General features: G+C 62.7%; 12 protein-coding genes. 9 read left to right on the top strand and 3 right to left on the bottom strand.

What is annotated here, in order from left to right:
* The first annotated feature begins 40 nt into the window (after window positions 1-40).
* Window positions 41-1015, top strand: coding sequence for a hypothetical protein (locus ACWGS8_RS27255; RefSeq protein WP_454583818.1), 975 nt, complete (start codon window positions 41-43; stop codon window positions 1013-1015).
* A gap of 30 nt (window positions 1016-1045) precedes the next feature.
* Here the strand turns inward: ACWGS8_RS27255 and ACWGS8_RS27250 are convergent, their stop codons facing one another.
* The 3 genes from ACWGS8_RS27250 to tssI are packed head-to-tail and all read right to left on the bottom strand — an operon-like array spanning window position 1046 to window position 4171.
* Window positions 1046-1396, bottom strand: coding sequence for a hypothetical protein (locus tag ACWGS8_RS27250; RefSeq protein ID WP_454583817.1), 351 nt, complete (start codon window positions 1394-1396; stop codon window positions 1046-1048).
* Entirely contained in the window at window positions 1396-1833 is a 438-nt protein-coding gene (locus ACWGS8_RS27245; RefSeq protein ID WP_454583816.1) for a DUF6484 domain-containing protein, read from the bottom strand. Before ACWGS8_RS27245 ends, ACWGS8_RS27250 begins: the two co-directional genes overlap by 1 nt.
* A gap of 10 nt (window positions 1834-1843) precedes the next feature.
* Complete coding sequence (gene tssI / locus ACWGS8_RS27240) at window positions 1844-4171, bottom strand: type VI secretion system tip protein TssI/VgrG (RefSeq protein WP_454583815.1); 2328 nt, start codon at window positions 4169-4171, stop codon at window positions 1844-1846.
* A 245-nt stretch (window positions 4172-4416) separates the two neighbouring features.
* Here tssI and tagH point away from each other — a divergent pair, with 245 nt between their 5' ends.
* The 8 genes from tagH to ACWGS8_RS27200 all read left to right on the top strand — a co-directional run bounded on the left by tagH (window position 4417) and on the right by ACWGS8_RS27200 (window position 18795).
* The gene (gene tagH, locus ACWGS8_RS27235) at window positions 4417-5496 is read left to right on the top strand and encodes a type VI secretion system-associated FHA domain protein TagH (protein WP_454583814.1); all 1080 of its coding nucleotides are present in this window, start codon (window positions 4417-4419) and stop codon (window positions 5494-5496) included.
* A 292-nt stretch (window positions 5497-5788) separates the two neighbouring features.
* Window positions 5789-7303 (top strand): type VI secretion system protein TssL, long form, encoded by a 1515-nt coding sequence (gene tssL / locus ACWGS8_RS27230; RefSeq protein ID WP_454583813.1) that lies wholly within the window; start codon window positions 5789-5791, stop codon window positions 7301-7303.
* Window positions 7303-10833: a type VI secretion system membrane subunit TssM gene (gene tssM / locus ACWGS8_RS27225; protein ID WP_454583812.1), complete on the top strand. Its 3531-nt coding sequence runs from the start codon at window positions 7303-7305 to the stop codon at window positions 10831-10833. The genes tssL and tssM overlap by 1 nt, the downstream gene beginning before the upstream one ends.
* A gap of 135 nt (window positions 10834-10968) precedes the next feature.
* Window positions 10969-11748, top strand: a complete 780-nt coding sequence (locus ACWGS8_RS27220; protein ID WP_454583811.1) for a PP2C family protein-serine/threonine phosphatase — start codon at window positions 10969-10971, stop codon at window positions 11746-11748.
* The gene (locus tag ACWGS8_RS27215; protein WP_454583810.1) at window positions 11745-14291 is read left to right on the top strand and encodes a protein kinase domain-containing protein; all 2547 of its coding nucleotides are present in this window, start codon (window positions 11745-11747) and stop codon (window positions 14289-14291) included. Before ACWGS8_RS27220 ends, ACWGS8_RS27215 begins: the two co-directional genes overlap by 4 nt.
* A 12-nt stretch (window positions 14292-14303) precedes the next feature.
* The gene (locus tag ACWGS8_RS27210) at window positions 14304-14804 is read left to right on the top strand and encodes a DUF1036 domain-containing protein (protein ID WP_454583809.1); all 501 of its coding nucleotides are present in this window, start codon (window positions 14304-14306) and stop codon (window positions 14802-14804) included.
* Complete coding sequence (locus tag ACWGS8_RS27205; protein ID WP_454583808.1) at window positions 14801-17239, top strand: M23 family metallopeptidase; 2439 nt, start codon at window positions 14801-14803, stop codon at window positions 17237-17239. The genes ACWGS8_RS27210 and ACWGS8_RS27205 overlap by 4 nt, the downstream gene beginning before the upstream one ends.
* Before the next feature lie 233 nt (window positions 17240-17472).
* Window positions 17473-18795: a caspase family protein gene (locus ACWGS8_RS27200; RefSeq protein WP_454583807.1), complete on the top strand. Its 1323-nt coding sequence runs from the start codon at window positions 17473-17475 to the stop codon at window positions 18793-18795.
* Window positions 18796-18861: the final 66 nt, after the last annotated feature.

Genomic DNA, 18861 nt, shown 5'->3' with positions numbered 1-18861 from the left:
AATGAGGCGAAAACCAGAGATTACAGGAGGTGTCGTGTGCGTGGACAGGACCCTCTACATCCTGTTCAAAGCGACGGCGGGAGAAGACGATGACCGGCTCGTCGCCTCCGGTCGCGTTGCCGATGGTTCGGTTGTGCTTCGGCCTCGAGAGGAGGTCGCGGACCTGATCTCTTTCACGGCCTTGCAGCCGCCCTTCGAAGCCCAAGCCGTTGGACTGACTGGAGAGGGAAAAGTGGTGTATTTCTTCGAAGCCGTCAGTCAACGTGAGCAGATACCCGGAGCCGGATTCGCCTCCGAGGATGCGATGAAGTTCGGCCGCATGACAAAGATACTGCAGATCGGCAATCGACTGTTGGCGCTCGGCTATGGGGGGCAAGTCTACATGCGGACGCCTTCGGAGGGCTGGAGATTTCTCGCGGGCCCGAAAGGCAGCGATGACGGGTCAACAAACCTGGTCTACTTCTGCGCCGTTGCACACAAAGGCCGACTGTATTTTGGCGGAACGGAGACGAAGCGTTTCAGGAGCACAGCGGAGATTGATGCTGCGAGCCAAGCCGGCGATGGCCGGCGTCTCGCGCGTGCCATCTTGGCGGCGAAGGTACCGGATAAAGCTGTGGTTGGGGCATACGACGGTTCGTGGAGCCAAGCGGACTTTGATCATCCCGGAACTGTCGTCGAGATGCTGGAGGCAGGCAGATCCATCGAGATTTTCACAACCAATGGACGCATTGTCTCGACACCCGATTTCCAGGAATTCAACGACGTATTCGCGTTCGGCAAGAAGAAGTCGTTTTGGGATATAAAAAGAACAGAACAAGGGATCCTTGTGTACTTCGACGGCACACTTTTCCGGTGGACCGGCGAGATGGAGCCGTTCGAACCGTCGCTGCCTAGCGTTGACGAAAGTTTCATAAACGTTTCGAGCTATGCCGGATTCCTGGCCGCGTTCGCCCCGCATCAAATCTACAAGCTGGATGAAGACGATTGGGGCGAAGTTACTTACACTTTGTCGTAAGTAGCAGCGGGAAGGTCATATAGAAATTCTTCAGATATCGGCCGCTGGCAACTTGGCAGCCAGGTATTTGCGCACCTGGTCGAGGTTCAACTGCTTGAGAGGGAGAGGACTGGTCGCTTCCAGCATCCGGACCACAAAAAGCTCCCCAGCTTCCGAAAATTCGTCGAAACGCTCCTTTGCGATACGCTTGCCTTCGACACCCGCAATGCGCAGGCCAAGCAGATGTGCTTCAAGCCGCTCCATGAGCCGCTCCACGCGCTCCTCGTCCATTTCTGGGTTTTCGCCGGGATGCAGTAGATGGTGGTCGTAGACCGTCCAGAGGAAGGCCGCCATTTCCGCGTGCTGACGTACGATGTGTTCGAGTATCGGCGGCTTGGGCATCAGTTCAGATTCACGGAGCCGCCACGGATACGGTTGGAGGCGCTGGCGTGGCTGACCAGGTTGGTGCCTCGTATGGTGAGATGGCCATCCTTTTCCATAATGATGACCGACTTGCCGCACCTCAGCTCAAGCCGCTCGCTCGAACTGATTTTTACCGTTTCACCGTCGCGCACTACATGACTGTTGTCCCGGCTGTTTGTCGGTCGTTTTGCAGGATCGACAATGCGCCCCACGATCAGCGGTTTCAGCGGATCGGCATTTTCGAACAGCAGTGCGACTTCTGACCCGATCATGTCAGACGACAGTTCGGTCAGACTTCGCGCCTGCAGGGCTACCTCCTCCCGATTCCCGGGAAACACCACGAGTGGCGCTCCTTGGTCGAATCCAAGCAGCAAACCAATCACCACTCCATCAATCCGTTCGTCAATATCGTTCATGGGTGCGTCCTCAGTTCTGCTTTATCTCCGAGCCTTTCATGATGATGTCGCTCGAAGCATTGACGTCTATCTTTCCTGACCCCTTGATGGTGATGTCTTTGCCCTTGATCGTGATCGTCCCATCCTTTTTCATAATAATTTCGGCACTTCCTGTTTTGATCGTGACGGACTCCTTGGCCTCGATGGTCAGGTTCTTGCCGACCACCATGCCCGCGTCCTCGCCGACCTGGATAAGGCTCTTTTTCCCGATCTTGAGCTCGTGCGCCCCATTAACTTGAGTTGAGGCATCCTCGCCGACCTTGATAATATGCGTTTTGCTGATCTGCGTGTCCTGGGCCCCGCCGATCTTGACGCCCTGATCAGACCCGATCTGTATGCTTTGGCTTGTTCCGACGTTCCAACTGTCCGACGCGCCAATATCGTGGCTCTGGCTGATGCCGACCGTGACCGAGCGGGCTGCACCAATGGTGTTGGTCTGAACGCCGCCCACAGTTCGGGTCTCGGCAGCCCCAACCGTATCGACGCGCGCCGCGCCCACAGTGACCGTCTGAACCAGTCCCACGGTCTGCGAATGGTTGGCGTCGATGTTTTCGGTCGAATTGGCGACGACGTGGATTGTCTCGTTCGCCTGGACGGTCAACGACCGGTTCGCGCCCACGGTCTCAGTATCGTTCGACCCGATGTTCGTCGTCTGGTCGACGCCGACCTTGACGGTCTTGTTGTTGCCGACGTCTTCATCGAGGTTATGGCCGACGGAGTGCTTGGCGTCGTGGTCGATGCGGTCGGACTGGTCGTGCTGCACCGTCTTGTTGCGGTCGTGCTTGATCAGCAGATGGTGGTCCTTCTGCGCCTGGAAATTGACCAGTTCGGAACCGGCCTTGTCCTCGAACATCAGCTCGTTGTAACCGCCACCGCCTTTCGAGGAATTGGACTTCCAGCCCGATTGCGTGGCGTTGCCCGGCAGCGCGTAAGGCGGCATCTCGGAGGCATTGTAGACGCGGCCGGTGATGAGCGGCAGGTCCGGATCGCCCTCGATGAAATCGACGATGACCTCCTGGCCGATGCGCGGGATCTGGATGAAGCCCCAGCCGCTGCCGGCCCAGGTCTGAGACACGCGCACGAAGCAGGACGAGTTCTGATCCTTCTTGCCGAGGCGGTCCCAGTGGAACTGCACCTTCACCCGCGCGTATTTGTCGGTGAATATCTCCTCTCCCGAAGGTCCGACCACCGTTGCCGTCTGCGGGCCGCGCATGATCGGTCTTGGCGTGATGCGCGGTGGCCGATAGGGCAATTTCGTCGGCGCTACGCCCAGCACCACCTTGAAATTCTCGCTGTGGGCCTCGTTCTGGGTCCGGTAGCCCGGATCGAACAGGCGGTATTCGGCGCTCACAACCAGATATTCCGTATTCTGGTCGTCGCGCGGAAAGCTTTCGAGCGTGAACTTGCAGCCGGAAAAAAGGCCACGCACCGTACCGACGGCGGTGTTGCGCTGATGTACTGCCTGAAGTTCCTCGCGGCGGAGCCCTGCAATCGTGTCGCCGCGCCCGACATCGAGATGCGCTCCGGGCTGGCGGTAGTTTTCGCCCGAAGCCTCCTTGTGGCTGAAAGGCTGGGCGGACTTCGCCATCAGATCGGCGCCGGGCTTCTCGAAATCATAGTCCGTATGGGCGTAGGCGCCCGGCCGCACCGCACTGCCCGGGATCCACTCGGTGATGTATTCGACGTCGCGTCGCGAGCCATAGCCCTCGGAATTATAAAGTACCTTCTCGTAGCCTGGAGCCGGCTTCAGCTTGCTCATCGCATCGCACAGCACCAGCGTATGCTTGTCCTCATCATGCTCGAAGAAATAGAAGATGCCTTCGTGCTCGAACAACCGCTGCACGAAATCGAGGTCACTCTCGTCATACTGCACACAGTATTCGCGCGACGGGTAGGAGCCCTGCAGCCGCTTCTCGAATTTTGCGATGCCGTATTTCGCAAAGATCTTTTCGACGATCTCTACAGCGGTCATGTTCTGGAAAATGCGGCAGTCGGTGGTGTTGCCGAGGAACCAGAGCCATGGCCTGACGGTGGCCTCGTAATAGGCCAGCCGGTCCTCTATGCGCGTAAGCTTGAAATCCGACACCAGGCCGCTGAACCAACGCTTTGGATCGGATTCACCTTCGACCGAAACCACGCCGCCCAGCATCTTCAGCGGATCGACGTCACGACTCTTGCTGACGAACCCGACAGTATAGGCAAAACTTCGGCTGATCTCATCGCGACCGACGAGATGGGTGAAGGTCAGCACATCGCCACCGACGGGCGTGTGTACAATCGTGGCACGTTCGTTCGGCATGGGGCGTGCCCCTCCTGGACGCGGCCGCCAGTGTGATGGATTGAAGCCCCCGCTCCGTAAATTGCAACACGTTCGGAAGGTATTCGAATTCACCGCATCGGACCGCTGCAAGCCTAGCATATGTTTGATGGAGGCCAAACAGAAGCAATGTCTAAACCGTAGCGTGCATTCATGTGAGGCGCACCTCTCCCACTGCGCTGGTAAGGTGCTAGAATGACTAGGATTTCAGGTTTACCAGGCTCCGCATGTTCATTTCACTCCAGATCAGCAATGTTGACAGGCTGCCGCCAGGCATCGCGACGAGCTATGCTGCCCGCGACCGCAGCTTCGAAATCGGGCGCGAAAATTGCGAGTGGACGCTGTCCGATCCCGACAAGTTCATCTCGGGCCGGCATTGCGAAGTCCGCTATCAGGCGGGCTCGTTCTGGCTTCATGACGTCTCGCGCAACGGCACTTTCGTCAACGGGTCTCGCCAGCGCATGAATGCGCCGCATCGGCTGGCCCAAGGCGACCGGCTGCTGATCGGCCGTTATGTCGTCGCCGTTTCGGTCGACGAAGAGCACGTTGCCACCGGTCATCCGCAAACCAGGACCGGTTCGACGCAACGCGAGTTGCCGCCCTCGACGGGAACGCCGCTGGAACCCGGCAGCGCATTGCTCCACAATCCGGCGGAGCAGCGCCCGGCCGAAGTAATGCCTGTTTCGACGTCTTCGGCGCTGCAGCCCAGCCCGAATGTCCCGGCCAAGCAGCCAGTGGAAGCGGACGAGGTACTGCGCGACATCGCCAGGGCGGCCGGCCTGTCGCCTGAGTTGCTGCAGTCGCGCGACCCGCATGACGTCGCTGCCGAGATCGGTGCGGTGTTGAGAGCTACGGTCGAGCAACTGTCCTTGCTGCTCAAGGCGCGCGCGGCGGCCAAGGTGCTCGCCAAGAGCGCGCACCGCACGATGATCGGCGCCGAGGACAACAACCCACTGAAATTCGTGCCGGGCACCGACGACATACTCGAGATCATGTTTGCCAAGCGCCGGGCCGGCTATCTCGATGCCAGGCACAGCATCGAGGATGCATTCCGCGACCTGAAGACCCACGAAATCGCAACCTACGCCGCCATGCAGGCCGCGCTCTCGAGGCTGCTCGACGACCTGTCGCCGGAGGCGATCGCCAAAAGAATCCCGCCTGCTTCCTTTTCATCCAGGAAAAGCCAGGCCTGGGATGCGCTCGTCGCAACGTGGCGGACGATGGAGGACAAGCACGAAAACGGCATGCTGGATGTCTTCCTCGCCTATTTCGCCGAAGCCTACGCCAAGGCAGGCAAGCAGAAATAGCCGCGCTCGGCAAATGTCGTCGGCAAAGCTCCTACGGGCTGTGTGAGGGACCCGTGGAAGAAGCCGCTTCCTTGATCACCCCGCTTCCCGGTTTCAATCGGCTTGCGGTGAGATTAGGATAGTACATGGGTGCTTGCCTGGCTGGCAAAGCGGCGTGGCTTGGGGCGTGTGCAGGAATGTCATGTTTCGGCAAGATCAGTCATTCCATCCGGCTCGCTGTTGATACCCAGCCTGTTACGCGCCTCTCGTCCCGCCTGGAATATCTCGATAGCACCTCGACGGTGGTGCGCCGATGAGCTCGAAGGACGATCCCTCCGAGCCGCCGGACAAAACCGTGATCCGCGCGCCACGGCCAAGGCAAAAGCCGCGCGCGGCTCCCAATGGTTCCGGTGCTCCATCACCCACCAGGGAATCGACGGTGTTCGACCCCGGCCTCGGCCGACAAATGCCCCCCGGCTGGTCGTCCGGAACCGTGGTCTTTCAGGGGGCCAGCCACGGAGCTGTGCCGGAAGCCGCACCGGCGTTGGAGCAGGACGCCTTGCTCAACGCCACCGCCGGCGTGAAGTATGCCGCGACAAATCCCATCCTAGTCGCCGCAGCCCCCTTGCTCATGCTGTTCGGTCAGCTGCGGCTGATGCCGGTCGAACGGCAAGCCGCAGCCTTGGCGGAGCATATCGCAGACGCCATCGAGACCTTCGACCATACCATCGCCAAAGCCGGTATCGGGGAAGAAGACGCACGGATCGCGAAATTTGCGCTTTGCGAAACCGCCGACGATCTCGTCGGCAACCTGCCCTGGCCGAACAAAGAAACCTGGCTTGAGCACAGCCTGGTGGCGCAGTTCTTCCACACACGACCGATAGGCACGGGCTTCTACGAAGCGCTGAACAATATCCTCGCCAAGCCTGAAGCGCATTACAACCTGCTCGAATTGATGCATGCCTGCTTGTCGCTGGGGTTCGAGGGCCAGTATCGGGGATTGTCCGGGGAACGGAACGCGCTCGAGCGCGTCCGGCGCGACGTCTACGACACGCTGCGCTATTTCAGGCCGCGCGCCGCCGAGGACATTTCGCCCCGGTGGCAAGGCATGGCGGCGGCGATGGCCAGGCCAGGAGGGCGGCTGCCTCTGTGGACGATCGCAGCCGCCGCGGCGACCCTTGTGACAGCAGCCTTTTTCGGGCTGCGGATATTGATCACCGATGAAGGCGATGCAACGGCCGGCGCGCTGCTGGCGCTCAATCCCTCCACCCAGCTTACCATTGAACGCGCCGGCGTGGCGGCACCCGCCGAACCGGTGCAGGCCAAACCGCCGCCACCCGCTCCCCCGGAAACCACGCAGATCGACCGCATCCGCGCCGCACTCGCCCGGGAGATCGGCGCCGGCGGACTGAACGTCGGCACGAAGGGCGACTTCATCGTTGTCGAGATCAGCAACCAGCTTCTGTTCGCATCCGGCCAGGCTGAGTTGAAGGCGCAGTTCCAGCCGATCGCGGCGGATATCGCCACGACGCTCGACGCCGAACCCGGACCGATCAGGATCGTCGGCCACACCGACAATGTGAAGCCGAAGACGTCGAGCGCGTTCAAATCGAATTTCGATCTCTCAGTCGCCCGCGCGAAGGCCGTGCAGGCGATGATCGCCAAGCAATTGAAGGATCCATCGCGTCTGAGCATAGACGGCAAGGGCGAAGACGAACCCATCGCCGACAACGCGACGGCCGAAGGCCGCGCCAGGAACCGCCGCGTCGACGTGATGATCCCGAAACAGGAAACCTTGCAGACCGGCTCGGCGGAGAACGGCAACTGATGCGGTGGGTGCTGCGGATATTCAGCGTGCTCGCCCTGGCCGGCTTCTCGGCCGCCGTCTGGTATGCCGGACCGTTGATCCGCTTCGCCGATACCCGCCCGCTTGGATCCGTGTGGCTCAGGGCGCTCATCATCGGGGTGACGGTAGCCGTGCTGGCGTTGTTCTACGGCATTGGCTTCTGGCAAAGGCGCAAGGCGCAAAAGGCGCTCGAGGCGGCCATCGTGCGCAGTGACGAGCGCAACGACGATGCACAGGTGCTCGAAGCGCGCATGAGCGAAGCCATTGCGACGCTGAAGCGGACGAGCGGCAAGCGCAACTTCCTCTATGATATTCCCTGGTACATCATCATCGGCCCGCCAGGCGCCGGCAAGACGACGGCTCTGGTCAATTCCGGGCTGAAATTTCCGCTTGCGGGCTCCGGCAATGCCCAGCCGGTGGCCGGTGTCGGCGGCACGCGGTCATGCGACTGGTGGTTTACCGATGAGGCGGTGCTGATCGACACGGCCGGTCGCTACACGACGCAGGAATCGGACCGCGAGCGCGACAAGGCAAGCTGGCTTGCTTTTCTCGGATTGCTCAAGAAAAATCGGGTAAGGCAACCGATCAACGGGGTGATCCTGGCCATCAGCCTCGCCGATCTCATCGGCCTCGAAGACCAGCAGATCGAGGCGCATGTGACCGAGATAAGAAGCCGCCTGCGCGAATTGCACGAGACGCTGAAGATCCAGTTTCCCGTCTATCTGCTTTTCACCAAGGCCGATCTCGTCTCCGGCTTCATGGATTATTTCGGTCAATTCGACGAAGCCCGCAGGCGCAAGGTGTGGGGCGCGACCTTCCAGACCGCCGATCGCACAAGGAACATGGCCGGCGAGGCGCCAGCCGAATTCGACGGTCTGGCGAAGCGCTTGGCGGAAGAAGTTGTCGATCGCCTGCAGGAAGAGGCCGACCCGGTGGCGCGCATCGCCATCTTCGGCTTCCCGGCGCAGTTCGGTGCCCTCAAGACCCGGGTAGCGCATTTCATCGCCAGCTTGTTCGATGCGTCTCGATCGCATGTCAATGTCAGCCTGCGGGGCCTCTATTTCTCTTCTGGTACTCAGGAAGGAACACCGTTCGATCAGGTGCTGGGCGCAATCGGCCGCAGCTTCGGCAGCACCTCGCAGGCGCATCTTTCCGGCACCGGCAAGAGCTTCTTCCTGCACGATCTGCTGACCGATGTGATCTTCCCGGAATCGGGCTGGGTATCCTTCGACCGAGCGGCCGAACGACGCGCCAGGCTCGCGAGATTTGGCGGCCTCGCCGCCATTGCGCTGGCGGCCTTGGCGGCTCTCGGCGTACTTGGCCTCAGTTTCTTCGCCAACAAATCGCTGATCGCCTCCACCAGGCAGGCGATGGCACAGTATCGCGACAGCGCCGATTCGCTGCTCAAGAGCACGACGGTGACCGACGTCGATCTGGAAAACGTCATCGGCCCGCTCAATCAGCTGCGCAACCTGCCGGCCGGCTTCGAGAACGGCGACCAGGCAAAGCCGATCGAGGAGACGTTCGGGCTCAGCCAGCGCGAGAGGCTGCTGTCGGCCTCCAGGACTGCCTACCGGCAAGCGCTCGAGCGGACATTCCGCTCCCGGCTGCTGGTGCAGGCCGAGCGCACCATCCAGGCCAAGATGGCCGATCCGATCGCACTCTACGAGCCGCTGAAGATCTACCTGATGCTGGGCGGCAAGGCTCCGAAGGTCGATGACGAGTTGATTGTCTCCTGGATGAGGCAGGATTGGGAAGAGAACCGCTATCCCGGCGAGAACAACCGCGAGGGCCGCGCGCAGCTCGAAAAGCATCTGCGCGCCATGCTCGCGCTCGACGACGCCTACGATCCCGTCTTTGAGCTCAACCAGCCGCTGATCGAAGCCGCGCAACGCTCGCTTGGGCGCATGAGCCTTGCCGACCGCGCTTCGGCGCTGATCAAGTCTGCGGTCTACGCCGCAAGGCTGGAGGACCTCTCCGTCGCCGCGAAAGCCGGCCCTGAGGCGCAGCTGCTGTTCGAACGCATGGACGGCAGCGACCTCGCCGATCTCAACGTTCCTGGACTTTACACGCGCGCCGGTTTCAACCGCTTCTTCCTGCCGCAGCTTTCGCGTATCGCGCAAATGCTGGTCAACGACCAGTGGGTGCTCGGCGGAGGCGGCGAACAGGGCGGCATCGACCAGGACCTGCCCAAGCTCGGGCCAGAACTGATCGACCGCTACGGCGAGGAATTTTCCTCCGCATGGAACCGCGTACTCGACCAGCTGAAGTTCAAGGCGTTGCTCAAGGACAAGCCGCAATATCTCGCGCTTTCCGCCCTCGCCGCGCCGGACTCGCCTCTCGATCAGCTGTTCACGGCGATCGCCGATGAGACTGCATTGACGAAGCAGATCGCCACCGCCGAGGGCGAGAGCGTCGCGGCGCGAGAGGAGCCCGCCAGCATGGCCAAGGGTCTGGCACGCATCGGACTGCAGATCGCCGGCGGCAAGTCGCAGAGCCGAGCCGGACCGGGTTCGGCCGTCGCGCAGAATGCCGGCGCGAGCGTCGAGGCACAGTTTCGACCGTTCCAGGCCCTGGTCAGCGGCGCCAGTGGACGGCGGCCGCTCGATGCGTTGACGCGGAATTTCCGCGACATCTTTCAAAGCCTCAAGCTTTCGGCCGATGTCCCTTCACAGACCGAACGCGTCAACGCCAACCTGCAGCTGCAGATCTCCACGCTGCGCGCCAACGCCTCGCGCCTTCCCAAGCCGCTTGCGCGCATGGTCAACGCGGCAGCGGACGAGTTTGAAGGCAATGTCGCCGAAGCCTCGGTGGCCAACCTCAACCAGGACCTCGACCAGACGGTCACACGAGCCTGCGAGGAGGCGGTCAACGGTCGCTATCCCTTTGCCAGTGATGGCACGCAAGAGATCTCGATAGCGGATTTCGCCAAGCTTTTCGCGCCGGGCGGGCTGATGGACCGCTTCTTCGCGCAGAACCTTGCGCCGCTGATCGACATGACTGGCCAGGAATGGACCTGGAGACAGGATGCGCGCTCCAGCCGCGACCTGGCGAAGTCGACCTTGAAATCATTTCAGTCGGCCGCCGAAATCCGCAGCGCCTTCTTCCCTTCCGGTGGCTCGGTGCCGTCAGTGTCGATCACCCTCACGCCTTTTTCGCTCAATAGCGACGCCGACAACGCAGTTCTCAACATTGACGGCCAGACCGTGCAGAGCAGCCAAACGGGGAATGCGCCAAGCACTGTGACCTGGCCAAACGGCACTGCCTCTGGTTCCGCCAGTCTCAGCCTGATGCCGGAAATGCCGGGCCGTGACTCCGCTCTCAAATTCGAAGGACCGTGGGCCCTGAAGCGTCTGTTGGACAAGGCGACCATCAGCGCCAATGGCGCCAACACCGAAGCCCGCTTCGTGATCGGCGGACGAGACGTCGCTTACACTATGCAGACCGGGCCGGGGGCCAATCCCTTCCTGCTGCCGGCCCTGTCCGGCTTCAGCTGTCCGAAGGCGTTCTGATATGGCTGTGTTCCTGCGCACCGCCGGCCGCAGCCCTCATTTCGGTACTCTAACGTATGCGCTTGTGGCAAAGTGGCCCGGGCACCCTGCCCATTCTTGGTCACAGAGGACGCTCGCGAAGCGCTTGGTGGCAAATTGAGCTCTGTCGCCCTTCCCATCGAAAGTTTCGGCGTGAGCCATAAGGGCTGCGTGCGCGACCACAATGAGGACAACTACCTGATAGAGCCGCAGACCGGCCTGTGGGTGGTGGCCGATGGCATGGGCGGGCACGAGGCCGGCGAGGTCGCGTCGGCCAGCATCGTCGATCATCTGGCGACGATCGGCATTGCGAGCTCAGCGCCGGACCTTCGCGCGCGCTTCGAGGACCGGCTTAGCCGCGCCAATTCCGAGATCCGCGACATCTCCCGATCGCGCGGCATCACCATCGGCTCCACCTTCGCAGCCTTGCTTGCCATGGACGGACGCTTCGCTGGCCTGTGGGCCGGCGACAGCCGCATCTATCTGGTCCGCAACGGCGAGATCTTTCAGGTCTCGAAGGATCACACCGAGGTCCAGGAACTGCTGGACCGCGGCATGATCAGCGCGGAGGAAGCGCTTAACTGGCCGCGTCGCCACGTCATCACCCATGCCGTCGGCGTCAGCGATGAGCTCGAGATCGATTTCCAGCAGGGGGAGCTGATGCCGGGGGATGTCTTCGTGCTGAGCACCGACGGACTGACGGCGCATGTCAGCGACGCCGAGATCGAAGCCACGGTGATATCCGCAACGCCTCAGGCGGCGTGCCGAAGCCTGCTGGAGACGGTGCTGGCGCGCGGCGGAACCGACAATGTCACCATCGTACTCGTGAAGATCGGCGGCGGGCGCAACGGCGCGCTCCATTCGGATCGGTCCGGAGCGGAGAGCCTGGCGAGATGAGCGACGACGACAAGACCCGGATATCGACGAACGACATCTATGCCGGCGTCGGCACGCAGCTCAGCGGCATTTACGAACTCGACGAGAGGATCGCCTCAGGCGGCATGGGAGAAGTCTATCGCGGACACAACATCCAAACCGGCGACCATGTGGCGATCAAGATCGTACTGCCCGAGTTCGCCCGCGATCAGACGATCCTGTCGCTGTTCCGCAAGGAAGCGTCTATCCTCAATCACCTGTCGCATGACGCGGTGGTGCGCTATCACGTCTTCACCATCGATCCGAGGATCGGCCGCCCCTATCTGGCGATGGAGTTCGTGGACGGCCAATCGCTATTCGACGTGATGCGTCGCGGACCGATGCCGGCGGAAGAAGTGCGGCGGCTTTGCCATCGCCTGACGTCGGGGCTCGCCGCGGTGCACCGGGCGGGCGCGGTTCATCGCGACCTCTCGCCGGACAACATCATCCTGCCTGGCGGGCAGGTGGAAGCCGCCAAAATCATCGATTTCGGCATCGCCCGGTCAGCGGCCGCAGGTGGTGAAACGCTGATCGGCGGGAAGTTCGCTGGCAAATACAATTATGTCTCGCCCGAACAGCTCGGCCTCTATGGCGGTGAGGTCAGCGAGCAGTCCGATATCTATAGCCTCGGATTGGTGCTCGCCGCGGCATTGCGCGGAAAGCCGCTCGATATGAGCGGCTCGCAATACGAGGTGATCGAGAAACGCCGGACCGTGCCGGACCTGTCTGACATCGATCCCGATTTCCAGGAGCTCATTGGCGCGATGCTGCAGCCGGATCCGCGCGATCGGCCGGCCAGCATGGCCGAGATCGCCAGGGCAACGCGTGGCGAGGATGTCGACGTGACATTGCCGCCGGCATCGTATGGTCCGCGTGACCGCGCGGGCTTGCCCCGCGCCGGCTGGACGGCGCTGGCCGAGTCCGGGCCGCAGCCTTCGGCGCCCGCAGGCGAAAAGCACTTCGTTGAACATGTGCGACCAGCGCATCTGTCACAACCGCGGCCTGCGCCAGCGCCCGCGCCGGCCAGCACGCCCGTGCCGGCTGCGCCGCGAAGGCCGTCGCGGATGCCGGCTGTCGCTGGCGGCCTCGTGACGCTGGCGGTCCTGTTGGGGGGCGGCCTTTACTTCAGCGGGATCCTGGCGCCCCCGCCGGCCGAAGAGAAAGTCAAACCGCTGGTCGCGAAGCCGGCACCCAAACCCGTTGTAGAACCCTCAAAGCCGGTGGTTCAGACACTTCAGCCGGAAGGCTCGAACCCTCAGCCACCGGTGCAGCCGGCTGAGAACCAGGCGGACGCTGCGGGCGAGCAGAAACCGCAGCCGGCCAAGCCAACCGAAATCCTCACGACGCCCCCCAGGCCCGGGGTGGCGCCGGCAGCAGAAGCACGGCAACCCGCCGAGCAGGCGCCAATAGCACCGCCCGTCGGCAAGCCAGCGCCGCCTGCGGTCCAGCCCGAAGCCACGGCCAACAACCAGGCGCAAGTGCCCCCGGTCGAGATCAAGCCTGCCCAAAAGCCGACCGCGAGCCCGCCGAAGACGTCCGCGCCAAGCCAGGCGGAGGCAGAGGGCAAGCCGGCGCAGCAGGCAAATCCGCCGGCGGCAGAACCCAGCGCAACGGACCTGGTCGAGATCCTTTCCAAGCTGGCCAAGCCGGAGGCTTCCTCGCCGCCGGCCTCGGAGAGCCGGTTGCCGGCACAGCCGCCCAGCCCGCCGGTCAAACCGGCGACCCCGCCCCCGGCGGCCAGCCAGCCGACACCACCAACCTCGCCATCAGGGCCGACGCAAACAGCGCAGCCGTCCCAGCAACCGCAGCCGCCGGTAACCACACGGTCCGAAAATACCGAAGTCGCAATCAATGTGCCAAAGCCGGCGATTCCGCCGGCGAAGCCGGTCGACGAGGCGGCGCAACGCGCTTCATGGGTGCGCGACTTCAGCGGCGGCGACTGTTTCTATGCATCGCTGACATCGCAAACCGCCCGCGCCGCCGCCATCGAAGGCTTCGCAACAGCCGTGCAGCCCTTCGAGCAGATGCTCAATGATTTTCGCTCGACGTTCCATCTCGAGCCGGACATCAATGTCCGTCTCATCGAGCAGCCCCAGTGTGAAGTGACCAACTTCCTGCGCTTCCTCGACCGGAACCGTGTGGAAAGTCCGCAGCTCGTTCTCGACCGGACATCGGTGCCGGATGGCGCACCGATCAGGGGCACGCTGGTAACGCGTGGCGGGCTCATTTCCAACGTCATGCTGATCGACCACAGGGGCATCGCCTTCAACCTCGATGATCGCATCGTGGCGCAGACCGACAAGGCGACCTTCAACATCCCGGTCGGTCTAGGCGCCGCCGACAAGGCGGCAGGCAAACCCCTGCCGCAGATCATGCTGGTGATCACCGGACCAAAGGACATCCAGGCCGCGATGTTCTCGAGACCGACACCGGTCTCCGAGCTTTTGCCAAAGATCCTCGAGGAGATCGGCGCCGACGGCTCGCGGTTCTCCGCCACCGCCAAATATTTCCAGCTCGGCGGATAGATATGAACGCCGATGGACCTTCGCCCCTCGCATTCATTTTGCCAGCCTTCGTCACGCACAAAGCGTAGCTGGTTTCGATTACTGCCGGACTTCCCCGGTCCCTTGGCGTTTTCCGTGCTGTTCGGCGCGGCGCTGCTCGTTGTCTTCTCGACCAAAAGCGCACATGCCGAGTTCACCGTCTGCAACCAGACGCTCGACGTCGTCAACCTCGCCGTCGGACAGAAGGTCGACAATGCCGACCAGACCGACGGCTGGTGGACCATCGGCGCCAACCAGTGCGTGAACGTCATCCGCGAGGAACTGGCCAACCGCTACATCTACCTCTACGCGACCGACGTGTTCGGCCATACGATCCTCAACGGATCGACCGAGATGTGCGTTGATCGGCGCCGCTTCTCCATCCGTGGCATCGAGGAGTGCTGGCAGCGCGGTCATATCGCGGCGCGTTTCGTCGAGGTCGATACGCTGGAGCAGGTGCGCTGGACTTATTTCCTGACTGGAAACAGCCCGTGACGCACAGCATCGACACGAGCTTCAAACAGAAGAAACTGGCGCGCCTGGCCGAGCGCAGACGCAAACTCTGGCGTCGCGCTGTTGCTGGCGTCGCTACGCTCACCGTCATCGCGATCGCCACCGGCTTCTATCTTACCAGGGACAACTGGTCGTTCGGCGACGAGGATGAGGAACTGCATCCTGTCGAAGGCATGGAAGACGTGCCGTCCGACGCCTCGGTCTATGTGCCGGCCATCATCGACCTTGCCGGTGACCCGATGTGGATCACGCTGGCTCCCGATGCGGACGCCGCCACGAAGGGTCACACGGTTGCGCGCCCGGCCGAACTCGACAGTTCCGGGGCCTCGCCACAGATCGAGATTCTGTCCGACGTGATGCTGAGCGCCAGCGAGAAGTTCATGACGACGATCCCCTCGACGCAGGAGGATTTTGCCTTCTTCAAGGCGCAGCGGCAGACTGCTCCAAAGCCTTCAACTGCAGCGCCAGACGATCAACAACCGACCTCGCCCGCAGCTGCTCCCGCGGCGCCCAACGACCAGTCGGGCGATCTGGCGAACGACCTGCAGGCGCCGCCGGACGCGGGCGAACCCCCCGCCGGTTCGGCGCCCAAGGCCGACGCAGACGACCCCGAGGCCGGCTGGGGCGAAACCATCGACCAGGGCGAGGCAGCGCTCCCCGCCTTCAAGAAAACCGCGATCGAGAACAACACCACCGTCGCGACCGTCACCAGCGAATATCAGCGCTTCGCGGCGACGGAGGATACTTTCGTGAAAATCCTCAACGACCGTAGCCTGGATAGCGTGGCGCTCGACGCGCATTTCTCCGCGGACGACGCCAGGCTTGCCGGCGAGGCGCTCAAGGCGCTGTTCAAGCGCGACGGGCTCGAGGCCGGTTTTGTGGTCGCCATGCGCGGCTTCCGGCCGAACCGCGAGACGACGACCATGTCGCTGATGCAGGTCTCGGTCTACGCAAGGAACGTCTATGTCGGCACGCTTACGCGCAACGCAGCGGGCGCCTTCGTTTCAGGCGTCGACCCCTGGGTTCGCGAGGACCTCTTCAATTATTCCGGTGCCTCGGACCAGGGCGGACCCAAACGGCAGTACCGGCTGCTCGACGCAATCTACTCGACCGCTGCACGCAACAAGGTACCGACCAGCGTGATCGGCGAAGCGATCATGTATCTGTCGAGAGGACAGGACCTCGACGCTTTCGCCAGCGAGGACCAGCGCCTGGTGATGATCTACTCGCAGACGCCGCGCGGCCAGGGCGAGATCTCGGGACGGGTGCTTTACGTCGGCGTCCTGGGCAAGGACAAGAACCTCGACTGCTTCGTCTTCCAGCAAAGCGACGGCCAGTATGCCTGCGTGACCGGCGACGATCAGGTTCGTTCGCTGACCGTCACCAACGGCATGGTCACGCCGGTCGCCGGGGTGATGACGTCGACCTTCGGCCCGCGCAAGCATCCGATCCTCGGCACGGTTCGGATCCACAAGGGTGTCGACTGGGCGGCTCCGGTCGGGACGCCGGTCATGGCCGCTTTCGACGGCGAGATTTCCTTCCAGGGCGATGGCGGCAGCTATGGCAATCTGGTGAAGATCACGCATGCCAACGGCCGCGAGACGCGCTACGCGCATATGCAAAAATTCGCCATCGCCAGCAGCGTCGGCACCAAGGTGAAGGCCGGCGACGTCATCGGCTATATCGGCACCACGGGGCTTTCGACCGGCCCGCATCTGCATTTCGAGCTCTACGAGAACGGCGAGGCGATCGACCCGCTGGGGACTGTCACCACGGTCGCCACCGCCGTTTCCGTCAGTTCCGGCGGGCCTGGCGATTCCGCGGTCGAAACGCTGACCGACCGGATCGTCCATGTCGAAAGTGGCGGCAGCGCCCGCGCCAAGAACCCTAACTCGTCGGCAACTGGCGCCGGCCAGTTCATTACCAAGACCTGGATCCGGATGATGAACACCTATCGTCCCGACCTTGCCCGATCGCTTTCGACCGCCGACCTGCTCGCGCTTCGCTATGACGCGACGCTGTCGCGCGAAATGGTGCGAAACCTGGCGCGCGAAGGGGAGGCCTATCTGCGCGCCCGCGGCCACCAGATCACGGCAGGGCGTCTTTATCTCTGCCACTTCCTTGGCATGGAAGGAGCGCACCAGGTGCTGGCCGCGTCCGGCTCATCGCAATTGAGCGCCGTTCTGGGCGCTGCCGTGATCCAGGCCAACCCGTTCCTGACCGGCAAGACCGTCGGCTACGTCATCGATTGGGCCGAGCGGAAAATGGGGCAGAAAGTGCCGCGCGCGGTGACCGATCAGAGCCAGCCGGCGACAACCACGACCGAGGTCCGGCAGACGTCGCCGGAGTTCGAGAAATACAAGCAGGCGATAACCGCGCTGCTCAATTCATTCCAGGAGACGCTTGAGCCGGGCTAATGACCGTCCCGGCTCAAGGGCGGCACAACGATCGCCTGGACGATCGGTTTTGAACCCTGGCGGCTGGCATATCGGCAAATATTTGCAGAGGCCAGGTGCATCCGGTGAACCTAAGCTGCCGCCGGAGCTACTCAAGCCTGAGAGCCATTTTTTGGCCGAAGCGACTTCGTCGCTGACGAATTGAGCATGCGCAGAGATCCATAGCGTGCCCCGATGGGCCGGAGGGCTGATCCATGAAGCTGTTTGCCATCCTTTTGAGCGGACTTGTCCTTTCCATCCTTGCCGCCTTCGGCGCCCAGGCCGCGACAGCCGAGAGCAAGCGTGTCGCGCTGGTCATCGGCAACAGCAAATATGTCAACGCGGTTGCCTTGCCCAACCCGGCGAACGATGCCCACCTGATTGCGTCGACGCTGCGCAACGCCGGCTTCGACGTGATCGAAGGCGTCGACCAGGACAATGCCGGCATGCATGGCCTGATCAGCAAATTCACCGAAGAATCCTACAACGCCGACCTCGCGGTCATCTTCTACGCCGGCCATGGCATGCAGGTCGACGGCAAGAACTATCTCATACCGGTCGATGCCGATCTGACCTCGCCCGCCTATCTCAAGACCCGCACGGTTCAGATCGACGAGTTCATGGCGGCGCTGCCTGCCGATCCCGCCGTCGGCATCATCATTCTCGATGCCTGCCGCGACAATCCGCTGGGTCGCACGCTGGCAGCGGCACTGCCCAAGAGCCGCTCGCTTGGCGCCGGCCTCGCGCCGGTGGATGCAAGGGCAGACAGCGTCGGCGCCGGCGGCGTCTTGATCGCCTACGCAACCGATCCCGGCGCTATCGCTTTCGACGGCGACGGCGTCGACAGCCCCTACTCTCTGGCGCTGGCCAAGCACCTGACCGAACCCGGTGTCGAGATTCAGAGTGCGCTGACGCGTGTACGCGGCGACGTGACGGAAGCTACGCAGGGCCGGCAGCGCCCATGGCACAACGCATCGCTGGGGCGCGAGGTTTTCCTCGGCAAGCCGGCGGCACAAGCCGCGGGGGCGCCGATCGCCGATGCAGCCGGGACGACGGCCTCGCCCGCCCCCGCGCCGATGGCCAGCGATCCGCCGTCCTGGGAGGTTGAGCAGCGGCTTTGGGACGAGGCTTCGAAGAAGAATGCCATTCCCTACTACGAGGCCTATCTCGACCAGTTCCCGAACGGCCGTTTCGCCACGGTGGCGAAGCTCAACATCGACGAGTTGAACGAACCGACGGCGGGTAAGCAGGTCGCGGCGCTCGACACGAATGAGAGCGCGAATCCCGGCTCGGCCGTTCGTACCTCGACCGCCGACCAGGTCCGCACCGCACCACCGAAGAAACAGGTCGTGCGAAAGACCCGCACGCTGAAACCGGTGGCGCAGCGGAAACCACGAAAACAGCAGATCGTCGAGCGCTGGCGCAACAGGGAGATTGTGATGCGCGACGAGCCGCCACGGAGAGACACCAATGACTTCCTGACCAAGGCGCTGATCTTCGGCAGCGGCGTCGTGATCGGCGGCGCGATGAGATATTGATCATGGGCAGCCAAAGCGGAACCCGCGTTGGACGAGTTCCCTTTTGCCACTATCGCTGTTGACGCC

It is taken from the genome of Mesorhizobium sp. 43Arga (assembly GCF_053714255.1).
This window is presented reverse-complemented; position numbering and strand designations above follow the sequence as displayed.

What these genes read in the sequence shown, in the direction of transcription:
- ACWGS8_RS27250 (WP_454583817.1), bottom strand. Translation starts at nt 1,396, where the DNA reads ATGCCCAAGCCGCCGATACTCGAACACATCGTACGTCAGCACGCGGAA.
- ACWGS8_RS27210 (WP_454583809.1), top strand. Translation starts at nt 14,304, where the DNA reads ATGGACCTTCGCCCCTCGCATTCATTTTGCCAGCCTTCGTCACGCACA.
- ACWGS8_RS27200 (WP_454583807.1), top strand. Translation starts at nt 17,473, where the DNA reads ATGAAGCTGTTTGCCATCCTTTTGAGCGGACTTGTCCTTTCCATCCTT.
- ACWGS8_RS27215 (WP_454583810.1), top strand. Translation starts at nt 11,745, where the DNA reads ATGAGCGACGACGACAAGACCCGGATATCGACGAACGACATCTATGCC.
- tssM (WP_454583812.1), top strand. Translation starts at nt 7,303, where the DNA reads ATGCGGTGGGTGCTGCGGATATTCAGCGTGCTCGCCCTGGCCGGCTTC.
- tssL (WP_454583813.1), top strand. Translation starts at nt 5,789, where the DNA reads ATGAGCTCGAAGGACGATCCCTCCGAGCCGCCGGACAAAACCGTGATC.
- tagH (WP_454583814.1), top strand. Translation starts at nt 4,417, where the DNA reads ATGTTCATTTCACTCCAGATCAGCAATGTTGACAGGCTGCCGCCAGGC.
- ACWGS8_RS27245 (WP_454583816.1), bottom strand. Translation starts at nt 1,833, where the DNA reads ATGAACGATATTGACGAACGGATTGATGGAGTGGTGATTGGTTTGCTG.
- tssI (WP_454583815.1), bottom strand. Translation starts at nt 4,171, where the DNA reads ATGCCGAACGAACGTGCCACGATTGTACACACGCCCGTCGGTGGCGAT.